Here is a 12,686-nt window from a genome sequence, read left to right as displayed (position 1 = left end):
GGCAAAACCCTCTTAACTGGCGTTCCGTTGCAAAGACTTACGGCAATGATGGTGTAAACGAGAGGTCGGTGAATGATAACCGGCGATAGAACGGGATAGGTTCGATGTTCACTCATAGGCATCATGAGTGAAAACATCATGCCAGCCCTGAGGCTGGCAGGGTTATTTACTTCAAATGCAAACGGATTTCTGAAGACGCCTGCTGTAGTGCCGTTCGTACCGTGGGTTCCTGACTCAACGCGTTAAGTAAGCCGTAGTCGTGGATCATCCCGTTATAGCGGGTCACGGTAACAGGGACACCCGCCGCATCAAGCTTACGTCCAAATGCTTCGCCTTCATCACGTAATACATCCAGTTCGGCTGTCTGAATCAGGGTTGGCGGTAAGCCTTTCAACTGCTCAGCGGTTGCCCGTAACGGAGAGGCAAAGATGTTATTACGATCTTTTTCGGAAGTGGTGTAGCTGTCCCAGAACCATTTCATCATATTGCGGCTAAGGAAATGTCCTTCAGCAAACTGCTGGTATGAAGCATCGTCAAAATTTGCATCAGTAACGGGCCAAAGCATAACGCTATAACGGATGGCTGGCGTGTGATATTGCTTTGCCTGCAGCGCTACTGCCGCAACCATGTTACCGCCGACACTGTTTCCGACCAACGCCAGGCGTGAACCATCAACACCAATTTCAGCGCCGTGCTCAGCAACCCATTTAGTCGCTTCATACGCCTGCGTAATGGCGACAGGATAATGCGCTTCTGGAGAAGGCGTATAATTTACAAATACCGCCGCCGCACCAGACTCATTGACCAGATCGCGCACTAAACGCTCGTGCGTCTGGTAATCACCCAGAACCCAGCCACCGCCATGGAAAAACATAAACACAGGCAGCGTCCCCGACGTGTTTTCAGGTTTCACTACGGTAAGCGTTAAGGGTTTGCCCAAGACATTGATGACTTTTTCAGTTACCACAGCCGGGGGAAGTTTAACGCCTTTCTGGGCACCAATCAGCACGTCGCGTGCCGCTTTCGGTGAGAGTTGCTCAATAGGCTTACCGCCGCTGCTGTTCAGCACAGTTAGAAAACGTGCTACACCCGCAGTAGGTGCAGGTGTGTTATCTGCCGTTGCAGCATAAGCAGCCGAGATCTGAGCAGCCAGCAGCAAGGCGCCTACTTTCATTTTTATATTCATCATAATTCCCTGTCATTAATTGCAGTTAAATGTTGCGCTATATACGGTTGCCAAAAATCAGGTTATTAACTGATATATAACGCACCACTCAATGCGGGGATCTCAATTAAATTTCATTGGTATTGATAGATCACAAAAGCCTGTCGTCATATAAGGCGTTCGGGATTCATTAATATGTTAATTACTGACATAAACGCGTGTTCATTTCCGGCATGCAACATGGCCGGAATAAGTAAAATTCAGCGCCTGCACCCGTGAATTGCGTGTAAATAAAAGCGCAGAGAAAATACTGTAATGCTCTCTGCGCCTTATTCAGCGACAACTCACTTTGCAGCAAACTCGGTAAAAGCCGTTAACTGACGTGCCAGAAAAGCCCGCGTATTCTCATCTGTCAGCCTATTACCGCTGATTTTCTCGCTGACATCACCAATGATGGCCTCAGGTTTATTCATTATGCGGGCATCGAAATAGCCCAGAATCTGCCGCAGATGTATCTGCGCTCTGACACCGCCTAACTTCCCGGGTGAAGCTGACTGAATCAAAACCGGTTTACCTGCAATCGGTTGAGGGGATACGCGTGACAACCAATCCAGTGCATTCTTCAACACGCCTGGTATCGAATGGTTGTATTCGGGTGTAATGATGATAAGCCCATCGGCCTGGATAATACTTTCAGCCATGGCTAGCACTTCCTCGGGAAAACCCGCCGCTTCTGTATCGGAACTGTAATGCGGAAATTCACCAGGAGAACCGAGCGGCGTAAAAGAGACGCCCTCTGGAGCCAGCTCCGGCAAAGTATTGGCAATGATTGCGTTAACAGAGCCGGTACGCAAGCTGCAGGTCAGCGTGACAAATTTAAGGTCTGGCGTGTTCATGTTTGCCCTCAGGGTTTTCATATTCATGTTATGCAGGCTGGGTTATCAGAACTGATAGACAAGGCCAACGGCCAGGATGTCATCGGTTGATACGCCTGCCGCCTCGGAAAAATCACTTTTATCAATCAGGTTCAGCTTGTAATCCACGTACGCCAGCATGTTTTTGTTGAACAGATAGGAGCCGCCAAAATCGATAAACTTCACGAGATCCTGATTGCCATACGTTCTACCGTTACCGGCCATTCCCAGGTCTTTAGCGCGCGCCTGGTTATAAGCAATGAAGGGAACCCATCCTGAGTCAAACGTATACTGCGCAAAGGCCTCAAAGATGTCTGACTGATTGGCGTAGCCATACACGCCAGCATTTGCGCTAGAGCCAAAGCGTGAGGCGTTATACGCCTGCGTGTACATCACGCCCAGATAGACATTGTTCGTATCATATTTTAGCGCTGCAGAGTAGGCTTCTGCCCTGTCACCGCGCCCCATAATGCCGCTGCTGCCATTCTGCTCACGGGTACGATCGGAATTTGTGAAAGCACCCACGGCCTTAAACCCGTCGCCAAAAGCGTAAGAAACCGACATACCATATCCGTCACCGTTCTGACGCAACACGTCGCGAGCGCCAGGCTCACCATCGCCGTCATTTTTTCCCTGATACTGCAGTGTGATGTCCAGGCCATCGATTAAGCCGAAAAGATCGCTATTTCGGTAAGTGGCGAGGCTGTTTCCGCGGCGAAACATAAACTGATCGGTGTTATAAGTCAGGGCATCAAATTCCGGCTGCATATCTGTCAGGCTTAGCGCGTCATAAAGCACGCCGGTGTTGCGGCCATAATCAAATGATCCGTAGCTGCCTACCTTAATACCGGCAAAGCCCAGACGGGTGAACATGGAGTTGCTGTCGCTCTCCGGCTGGTTAGCGTTGAACTGGCTCTGCCACTGGCCGTAGCCGGTGATCAGGTCTGAAATCTGGGTTTGGCCCTTAAATCCAATACGCATGTAGGACTGATCGCCATCCTGACTGGCGTCATCACTAAAATAATGCAACCCCGATACCAGACCATATAAGTCAAGCTTGTTGCCATCTTTATTATAGATTTCGGCCGCAGAGACATTCCCCGACAAAATGATGCAGGACGCCATAAGCGCCAAATATTTTATATCCATTAATTCCTCTTGGTGCGGCATAAACATTAAGTCTAAATATTTGCTTCGAATCTCAACTACCCCAGCGGATCTTTTAATTTCTACCTAAAAATTTTATTTTCTTAATTCATTAAAAAACATTTGCTTCGATATCTGGCAAATATGATTCTCATGCAAATTTCGCGTGATCTCCCTGAACGCGACTTCCTGGGCTGAACACTCTTTTCTGAATATCGTCGGTGCAATCAGAAGATACTTTTTAAAAATTCGGCTAAAGTTTTGTTGACTGGTAAAGCCATTTTCAATGGCTATGTCGAGAATATCTCTATTGGTAAAGGCGACTGAAAAGGCTGCCTTGGAAATTCTTCGCAGCCGGATGTACTCAGCAAGGTTACACCCCATTTGCACTCTGAATACCCGCTGAAAATGCCAATGCCCATAGCCACTTCGTTGCGTGACCGTTTTCACCCGTATCGTTTCATCAGACAAATTATCTTCAATCCATGGAAGCAGGTCCCTGACTACGGTATCCACAATTTTACTGCGTACCGTAATCATCTTCTCGCCAGGATGAGTCATGTTCACATCGATTTCCCGTTCGGTTAACTCGATATAAAGTGCGCTTAGCGCAATGACTGAGCGAACTTAAGGTGGATAAATTATCAGGTCTGCTTTAAGCAAAAGGAAGTTATACAAAGGGATAGGTATACAAACAGATAGTTATACGAAGAGATAATTGAAAAAGCCGCTGACAGGAGAACTTAACTTTTATGCGGCCTTGTTCTTTATAAATGGCTGTGAAGTATGACATACCCTAAATATTCAACCTGGCGGTTGACTGTCTGAGCAAAACCCGTCTATCGATAAAATTTTTACTGACAATGAAGGTTCAAATATTTTGATTTACTTCACCACAAAACAGCTATTTTAACCGGAACCTTATCGACCTACTATTCATTCCATCGAGACAAATCGTCTCATAAACTGAAAATCTCAATAAGGAACCGACCATGAATATCGTCAAAAACATTGTTGCTTTAGCTGCTTTTTCTTTGTTCTCTTTCTCAGGTTTTGCGCAGAGCGTGACTGCAAGCGCCTCGACGCTTGATAGTGCTGAAGCTAAAATTGCGCTTCAGGCCAAGCAAGCGGGCACTTCATATAAGATCACCAGCGCACGCTTTACAAACGGTGCTTATATCTCAGCAGAGCTGGTTAAGTGATGAAAAGGGCCGCAGCTAAAGCGTTAAGCCTGCGGCCGTATTCAATGGAGAGAATAAGATGAATATGCTCAAAAATTGTGTTGTGCTGCTCTTTGTCGCACTTTACTTAATCACATTAAAAAAATGCAGCCGTCCGGGCGAACAAAACCGTATTTCTGGCAGAACGGTTAACACGCTATCGAATCACTCATAAGCCCATAAGCTGTTGAGATAATTTGAAAGGAACGTCTAAAATAGATAGCGCGACGCTGACAGGATATTTATCATTATTTATCCAGACACAAATAATAATGATAAATATCATCAAGCCAAGCGTATTAACTGATTATAACGTGGTCAATTTAGTCAGATAATATTTAATTTAAATAGAATTAATTAAAAAAACCTCCCGCGGGACACGCCGGGAGGGTTACGTTAACGCGCTTACGCTATATTCAACGGAAGCGTAAACCAGAACAGACTTCCTCCGTCCTGCCGGTTTTCAGCACAAAGTACCCCGCCGTGTCGTTTGATAATTTCATTGCAGATGGTGAGCCCCATTCCCATCCCTTCCGCTTTGGTGGTATAGAAAGAGTCGAAAATTTTACCGATAACCTCTTCTGCCAGACCTGTACCGTTATCTGCGACTTCAATCTTAATAAGGTTATCAGCGGGATGGGAGGAAGCGAGTCGCAGAATACGTGCGCCCTGATTATCAGTCATTGCTTCAATAGCATTGATAACCAGGTTAAGGAGAACCTGCTGTATCTGTACGCTCTCGCAAAATATCTCATCCAGTTCCGCTTTAAAAGCCAGCTCCAGCGCAACGTGTCGACGCTCAAGTTCAAGACGCGATAGGGTTAAAATATCACGTGCTAGCAGATGAAGCCTGGCGGGGGCAAATTCAGAGACGTTATTACGGGTGAGCGCCTGCAACCCACGAATGATCTCCCCCGCCCGGCGACCTTCCTTGATAATCTCTTCCAGACTCTGACTGGCATTCTCGAGTTGCGAAGGTTCACGTTTCAGCCAGCGTAGGCTGGCACCGGCATTGGCCACGATAGACATCAGCGGCTGATTGATCTCATGTGCGATAGAGGATGTTAGCTGCCCGACAGTCGTGGCGCGCGCGACGCGGGCAAGTTCAGCCTGAGCAATCCTGACAGCATCCTCAGAGTGGCGTTGCGCCGTGATGTCCGTCAGCGTGCCAAAATATTCCGCCACTTCTGGCCAGTTTTCGACGGGCTCGCCAATGCCTTTAATGTACCGGCATTCACCATCATCCCGAATGATGCGGAATTCAGCCTTCATGCTGACACCATCACGAACACTCGTTTCTATCAGCGCTTTAAGACAGTGAATATCATCTGGGTGAACACGACTCTGGAATTCAACCATTGACGTGCTGCTCTGTTCGGCGGGCAGGCCCATAATGCGTTTATATTCATCTGAAATCAGCTGTATGTCTGGATCCAGAAGCCAATGCCACGTGCCGGTATTACTTATTTTTTCACCGAGCATCAGCGAGGTCTGGCTGGCGCGAAGCTGTTTTTCAATTTTCCGACGCTGGATGTTTTCATCCACCAGCTCGGCGTACAAACGAGCAGTCTCAAGTGAAACAGCGGCCTGCGCGCCCAGCATCGACACTATCCTTGAATGTTCGGCGGTAAATACGTCCGGCATCAAACGATTCTCCAGATAAAGCACCCCGACCATTTGTGCTTGCCTGAACATCGGCACGCACATGACCGCAGCACCAGATGCGACCAGATAGTTGTCCTGACTGAACGGGCTGAACACTTCCGGTTTGCCCGTGCGGATTTCCTGCCCGGTGCGAATGACTGCAGATAATATTGAAAGCGGAAGATCCGTAGAGACCGGCAGCTCTTTGACGATTTTCACCCGAATCCCGTCAACAGTCGTGGTGGCCCTGGCCTGAATTTCTGGTACATCGCCGTCAGTCAGGCGGATAAGCAAGCAGTGCTGCGCCCCGGCTCTTTCAACCAGCATCACCATAAGGATATGAATCAGGCGATCCAGATTGATCTCTTCTGTCAGCGCACGCATAGCCGTTACCATGCTCTGCAAATCGCTGATAACCGCGCTTTGCTCAAAGGTCACTGTGTTGAGCGCCGTCTGTGGGTTCGGATTAGCCAGATTAGGATATAAGCTTTCAAGCTGGCGCACCTTCGCGCCAGCCCCCCAGCGTTCCCATGCTGACAGCGCACCCTTAATGTAGGCATCTCCAGCAAACACCAGGTTTCTGTCATAAGCAAAGCGAGCCGCCAGCTCGCAGGCCAGACCATTGATGTGATGAAATTGCTCTTTACGCGACAGTTCAATGGCCTTTTCATACTGCTCCATCGCCTGCGCTGTCTTTTCCTCAAGCCTCAGCAGCTCGGCACGCAGCAGCGCTTCCTTGTCTGAAAATGTTTTTTCATTCTCATTTGACCAAGTGACGATCTTATCCAGATGGCGCATCAACTGCTGACGCATCTCTTCGTCAAAAGTGTTGGGCTTAAGCGGTACGGAGAGAGCCAGCGCACTGTATAAATGGAAATCCAACATATGCACATGACCCGGGATAAATTCAGTCAACGGTGCTGCGTTCGCAAAACATTGACTGGCCGAGTCATACTCATGAGCGAAAAAGTGCGCCATCCCTTTGTAAAGACGTGACCAAAACTGCATGAGCAACACGGGTTCGATAGCATTTTCCGGCTTCAACAAGTTTAAAACGGGTGTCATAAAATGGTCGCCTGAAAACGTATCGCCTCTTGGCTTACGTAAGAACATAACGTAGTCAAGCTGCATGCCCAGAATCACTTCCACATCAGGGTATTGCGCCTTACGCACATAAGTTATCCCGCGCGTGATGGAGGTGTGTACACCATCCAAATGATCCCCGCGTGCGAGATAATTCATAACGACATGACGCAACGCCAGGCACGCGGATGTCCGATCCCCCCCTTCAACAGCAACATCAAACGTCGCTTTAGCGCACTCAATGGCGTAAGTCAGGGGCATCGTCCATACGCTGACTTGGTCAAGGGGCAGCAGCGTTCGGGCTTTATAACTGACAAAGTCGTGTTTATAGACCAACTCGCGCGCAAGCAGTGTACTGGCGAATCCACGGCTGTATTCATCGTATTGATCGCCACAGACAACGCCATACCAGGAGAGCGCAAGGGTCGAAGCGCCGCTGATGCCGCGGGCCATGGTCAGATGAAGCAGTTTGCACAGGATCATGAATTGAAGACGCGGACTGATGAAGGCAGCGAAAGTGCTGGCACTGGCCATCAGATTCATCACAGCTTCTGTCTTTTCACAGGTCAGCCGCGGCAGTGAACGGAACCGTGTATAGGGGTTTTTACCCACATCTTCTTTCAGCAATATCCTGGCTGCATCGCACTCTTGCTTATCGGGATAACGGTTCAGCTGTATGCCAAAAACTGCCAGCCAGGCGAGTGCTGTTTCCAGCGCCAACTGACTGTCCGACTGGCGCATATGAATCTCTGCAATCAGGCTGGCAGCCTCCGCTTTATTCGTCACATCACCGGGTGTCGTGAGGATTTTTGAGCTTATCACCAGCGCAGCGGTTAAATTGCCGTTTAAGAATTCGCATTCGGCCTCTTCAAGCATAAACATGCCGCTATCTTTGGTGCCTGAAAGGGTGTTGAGCGCGCGCGATGTATGTAAAAAACGCAGCGCAGAAACGTAATCGCCGGTAATTTTAGCCCGCTTACTCGCGTCAAAAATCAGCTGTGCAAACGTCTCGGCCTCGGCGGCTAACAGTGCGGTATTTTGAATAGTGATTAAATGATGCGCAGCCCTGAAGAGTGTGGCGCTGGTGATATCCCGGTTGGATTCATAGCTGTAATACAGCGCGGCTGCGTAATGAAAGTTATCTTTCTCTTCAACCGTCATGAGATTAAGCGCGCCTTCATGCATGCTGGCATGCATAAAAGAGTAACCCGTATCGGTCAGTGAAATGAGTCTGGCTGTCGCTGCTTGCAGCAGCATGGCTTTGATTTCTGCGACAGGTATACAAAGAATATTACTGATTATGTTCAGATCACCCGCGCTTCCTGTGCAGGCTAATTTTCCCAGCAGGCTGCGAAGCGGCGGAGGAAGCGTTTCCAGATGCTGTAATACCCCCGCAGCTACATTAGCGGTGTAATGACTGTTTCTAAGCACCTGAGAATCAAACGTCCATTTAGACGGGGCTTTGTGCGTTATATGATTATCCTGCACGGCTTGCCTGAAAAACTCACGCGCTGCAAGCGGGTTACCCGCCGTTTTTTCATGAATGATTTGCGCAAGCTCTATGGTTGCTGCACTTCGGGTGTGAAAAAGCCCTGCCAGCCAGTGTGCAATATTTTTTATCGATAGCGGCTCTGGCGTAATATCAACAATGCGGTTTGCGGCTGCCCGGATACGGGTAAGGTTAGCGGCTACGGCCGGACAGGGTAACGAAGCGTCGTCCCGATAGGTTACCACCAGTAACAACGGGATATCATCGCTTGAGTTCAGAAGATTCTGCAGCAAATGCAGGGTCGCTTGATCAGCCCAGTGAACGTCATCAATAAGTATGACCAGTGGCCTTCCCGGTGTTGTGAATGCCTTAGCCAGGCTGCATGCGACAAGATTTACGCGCTTTCGTGCATCAAGCGAGCCGGCGTCTGTCTGGAAGGCTGCTTTCTGGTTTACCAGTATGCCCAGATCGGGGATCAGGTTCACCGCAAGGCCGGCATAATCTCCCAGCACGCGTGAGATATGCGCTTTCCAGCGCGCCATCTCTTCAGCGGGAAGGCCCAGCAGATGTAAGGTCAGCTGTTTGAAGGCAGAGGTGAAAATTGCGTAGGGTAATATCGGAGAATGCTGGTCTGCTTTCACCATCGTCAGCAATGTTTTTTTGCTACGCAGTATTTTTAATGACGAAGCAATCACAGATGATTTGCCTGAACCCGGCGCTCCGCAGACTGCCACCAGGCTATGTTTTCCGCTGCTGCAGACTTCATCAAATGCCGCCAGGATGTCGCTTGCCTGAGTGTGATCGGAATAGAGTGAATCAGTGGATAACGTCGAAGGCTGCATATCCTGCAAACCCAATGCAAAGGATTCAATAATCCCATCAGGCATCAGATTTGACTCACAGCGCTTGAGATCGGCCAGTAACCCCTCCACCGTTTGATATCGGTATTCAGGTGACTTAGCCAGTAGCCGCAGAATAATGGAAGAGAGCACGACCGGAACGTCTTTGCGCAGCCTATGCGGCGGCAGCGCTTCTGATGCAATGTGGTGGTGAACCCATTCTGCCAATCCGCCCTCGGCATTGCCGTAAGGAAGCTTGCCCGTCAGTAATTCATAAAGAACGATGCCCAGGCTGTATAAATCACTCACCCGGCTGACACGGTGTGCTGTCCGTGAAGTATGCTCTGGCGACATATAGGCAAGCGTTCCGCCTGACACTGGCAACAGGGCTTGCTGTAGGAGATCCCTCTCCATTGATGCTAGCCCGAAGCCACCAAGCTGAACGGTGCCCTCGTCGGTAAAGAAAAAGTTAGAGGGCTTAATGTCGCCGTGAACCAGCCCTTGCTGATGCATCTTACCGAGGGCGTTACATAGCATCGCTGCGCTGTTGAAAAAGGTCCTGATGGTGTCAGGCGGCACGCATAAAGAGTCGGCCAGCGTTCTGTAAACAAAAGAGGAATAAATGAGAGAGTAACGTCCCTGGTAGAAAGCCTGTCTTAAAGGCTTAAGCGCCCAGCTTTCAGATAACGTATTGCGTAATGAAAACTCATTTTTCAGCCGTTGTGTTACCTGAAAGAGCGCTTCCTCATTCGCTGCAGTTGCCAAAACAAATGTTTCACCAGAACTGGCATGACGACAGAGAAACCAATTTACGCTGCCTTCCTGAGCCAGAGGCGTGAAAACAATTTCGTCACTGATAGCGAAGTCTGTTTCATCGGCGCTATGTAAAGACAATAAAATTGAACTCATAGGCGCGAAGACCGGATAGAAAACTCCAGCCGGATATGATCGAATAAAGCATCAATATCAATTGGCTTTCGCATAAAAGTAATGGCGCCTAAATTGATTGCGTACCAGAGCATTTTGTCATCACCGTTACCGGAGATAATAATGCCTGGGGGATTTTGCAGTCTCTTGATAAGCTCTCTGAATAAATCAAAACCAGACATACCTTTCAACTGGACATCAATAATGAACAGCGCAGCGTCCGTAAGCGCTGTTTCATTACATAAAAGATCTTCTGCCGATTCAAATGACTGCGTCGAGTAACCTTCCGACTGAAGCAGGTTTGTCAGGGCACTGCGAACAGAACGTTCATCATCAACAATGACAATGCGCTGCGACAGCTGCATGCTGTTTTCCTTAAATATTTTTTACAACTCCCTGAGGCGCTTCCTTAGGAGGGTTTGTCAGCAGAGGGCGGAGGCGTACCGCTAATTTTCGGCACACACTCATGACGAAACCAAGCCAGAGTTACCGGCTGACGATTAATCAGTCGCTTACACAGCGGAATAATCTGTTCGCCGACCAGCATACCAAACAGTCCCAGCAACGCAATGACTGGCGGAGCCGGTGAGTTGACATCCATAAAGGCGTAAATAACACCGACCAGCACGCCCATCACCAAAGAAATAACGTAGGTTTTCAGCATGATTAGCTCACCTGCTGCGTATTTGATAGATCGAGTGCCGGACGTTTATCAACAACATGCAGCCTGTGATCATGAGCTGGAACCCAGGCAGTGGCATCATGATGCAGCAGCTTTATACCTAACGTACTACCAAAAATCATTCCCAGCAGACCGACAAGCGCCACTGCCGGCGGAGCCGGAGATCGTACATTGAGCAGCGCATAAATAAGACCAATAAACACGCCCGCTCCCAGAGATATTAATAAAGGACTCATAGGCCCTCCTTTTTATAATGGCTGGCCAGCCGCGAAACGGACCAGCCAGCTTAGCAATTAGCGAACCGGTGCAGGTACCGGAGCCAGAGTCTGGTGTTCGCTCTTCTGACGGGAAGGCGCTTTGTGCACCATGGTGTAGGCATAATCAACGCCAATACCGTAAGCGCCTGAATGCTCTTTCGCGATATCCATTACCGCGTTGTACGTCTCTTTGTGTGCCCAGTCACGCTGCCACTCCAGCATCACCTGCTGCCAGGTCACCGGGATCACGCCGGCCTGGATCATGCGCTGCATCGCGTAGTCATGGGCCTCTTTGGTGGTGCCGCCTGACGCATCCGCCACCATGTAGATTTCGTAGTCGCCTTCCAGCATTGCGCACAGGGCGAAGCTGTTGTTACAGACTTCCGTCCACAGGCCGGAAACCACCACCTTTTTCTTGCCGTTAGCGGCCAGTGCGTCACGCACTTTCTGGTCATCCCAGGAGTTCATTGAGGTACGCTCAAGGATGTCCTGGCCCGGGAACACGTCCAGCAGCTCCGGGAAGGTGTTGCCGGAAAAGCTTTCGGTCTCAACGGTGGTCAGGACGGTCGGGATATTGAAGACTTTGGCCGCTTTGGCCAGCGCCACGACGTTGTTTTTCAGCACCTGGCGGTCAATTGACTGCACGCCAAAGGCCATCTGTGGCTGCTGATCGATAAAAATAATCTGGCTGTTCTGCGGCGTCAGTACTTCAAGTTTGCTAATAGTCATGTTTATGCCCATTGAGGTGAGTGTTGATAAATTCTGTAAAAGGATAATCAGCGTTAAGAGACATACATCCCCAGTATCCGAATAGCGTTATGTTGCTCTGCCGCTGCCCTTCTGGTTCGGTAACGGTCTGAGCGCAGTGTAGGAACCTTTCATTCTTCAAACTATTATCTATAGGTATAACTATACGAAGGTATAGGTATCCTTTCGTATAACTAGACGCTCTTCGTGCCGCCTGAACATAATCTCGCTACTCATTTATCCTGCGTGTGTAGCAGGAGATATCTTTGTCCGCAGCTATCGCTGCCGTTGCGGATCCTCATTAGGAGTTTCAATGGTTACTCTCGGTAAAGCAGACGTCATTTTGACTAACGGCCGGTTTCATACGGTCGATCGCGCGAATCCCATCGCAGATGCCGTTGCCATTCGTGACGGTAAATTTCTTGAAGTTGGTAGCCTGGCCGACGTTATGCAGCATCACTGCGAAGGCACCAAGGTCATTGACCTCAAGGGCCACACCGCCGTGCCCGGCCTCAACGATTCTCACCTTCACCTGATCCGCGGCGGCCTGAACTACAACCTGGAGCTGCGCTG

Annotated in this window: 11 protein-coding genes; 2 read left to right on the top strand and 9 right to left on the bottom strand. The window is 49.3% G+C overall.

Annotated features, from left to right (window positions below; translation table 11 throughout):
• Positions 1-166 precede the first annotated feature (166 nt).
• The 4 genes from SC127_RS07115 to SC127_RS07100 all read right to left on the bottom strand — a co-directional run bounded on the left by SC127_RS07115 (position 167) and on the right by SC127_RS07100 (position 3,786).
• Positions 167-1,186 carry an alpha/beta hydrolase gene (locus tag SC127_RS07115; RefSeq protein WP_332625882.1) on the bottom strand — a complete coding sequence of 340 codons (1,020 nt, stop codon included), beginning with the start codon at positions 1,184-1,186 and terminating at the stop codon, positions 167-169.
• A 323-nt stretch (positions 1,187-1,509) separates the two neighbouring features.
• Positions 1,510-2,061 (bottom strand): NADPH-dependent FMN reductase, encoded by a 552-nt coding sequence (locus SC127_RS07110; RefSeq protein WP_243079445.1) that lies wholly within the window; start codon positions 2,059-2,061, stop codon positions 1,510-1,512.
• A gap of 45 nt (positions 2,062-2,106) precedes the next feature.
• Positions 2,107-3,228 (bottom strand): porin OmpC, encoded by a 1,122-nt coding sequence (ompC, locus tag SC127_RS07105; protein WP_332625854.1) that lies wholly within the window; start codon positions 3,226-3,228, stop codon positions 2,107-2,109.
• 93 nt (positions 3,229-3,321) lie between these two features.
• Positions 3,322-3,786, bottom strand: coding sequence for a helix-turn-helix domain-containing protein (locus SC127_RS07100; RefSeq protein ID WP_332625881.1), 465 nt, complete (start codon positions 3,784-3,786; stop codon positions 3,322-3,324).
• A 431-nt stretch (positions 3,787-4,217) separates the two neighbouring features.
• On the opposite strand from SC127_RS07100, the gene SC127_RS07095 reads away from it, so the two are divergent.
• On the top strand, positions 4,218-4,427 hold the full coding sequence (locus SC127_RS07095) for a YdgH/BhsA/McbA-like domain containing protein (RefSeq protein ID WP_332625853.1): 210 nt from the start codon (positions 4,218-4,220) through the stop codon (positions 4,425-4,427).
• Positions 4,428-4,850: 423 nt separating this feature from the next.
• On the opposite strand, the gene SC127_RS07090 is transcribed toward SC127_RS07095, so the two are convergent.
• The 5 genes from SC127_RS07090 to SC127_RS07070 are packed head-to-tail and all read right to left on the bottom strand — an operon-like array spanning position 4,851 to position 12,095.
• Entirely contained in the window at positions 4,851-10,409 is a 5,559-nt protein-coding gene (locus tag SC127_RS07090) for an AAA family ATPase (protein WP_332625852.1), read from the bottom strand.
• Entirely contained in the window at positions 10,406-10,792 is a 387-nt protein-coding gene (locus tag SC127_RS07085; protein WP_215844841.1) for a response regulator, read from the bottom strand. The genes SC127_RS07090 and SC127_RS07085 overlap by 4 nt, the downstream gene beginning before the upstream one ends.
• Positions 10,793-10,836: 44 nt before the next feature.
• Positions 10,837-11,091 carry a XapX domain-containing protein gene (locus tag SC127_RS07080; protein WP_243079443.1) on the bottom strand — a complete coding sequence of 85 codons (255 nt, stop codon included), beginning with the start codon at positions 11,089-11,091 and terminating at the stop codon, positions 10,837-10,839.
• A 2-nt stretch (positions 11,092-11,093) separates the two neighbouring features.
• Positions 11,094-11,345 carry a DUF1427 family protein gene (locus SC127_RS07075; RefSeq protein WP_215844842.1) on the bottom strand — a complete coding sequence of 84 codons (252 nt, stop codon included), beginning with the start codon at positions 11,343-11,345 and terminating at the stop codon, positions 11,094-11,096.
• A 57-nt stretch (positions 11,346-11,402) separates the two neighbouring features.
• Positions 11,403-12,095 (bottom strand): hydrolase, encoded by a 693-nt coding sequence (locus tag SC127_RS07070; RefSeq protein WP_215844843.1) that lies wholly within the window; start codon positions 12,093-12,095, stop codon positions 11,403-11,405.
• A 331-nt stretch (positions 12,096-12,426) separates the two neighbouring features.
• Between SC127_RS07070 and SC127_RS07065 the strand changes: the two genes are divergently transcribed.
• Positions 12,427-12,686, top strand: a 260-nt coding sequence (locus tag SC127_RS07065; protein ID WP_332625851.1) for an amidohydrolase family protein, incomplete at its 3' end; no start/stop codon positions are given.

Origin of the sequence: Pantoea sp. T14 (genome assembly GCF_036663535.1) — a bacterium.
In the GTDB taxonomy this organism is placed as follows: domain Bacteria; phylum Pseudomonadota; class Gammaproteobacteria; order Enterobacterales; family Enterobacteriaceae; genus Pantoea; species Pantoea phytostimulans.
Note: the sequence above shows the minus strand (reverse complement) of the source record. Positions and strands in the feature narration are given on the sequence as shown.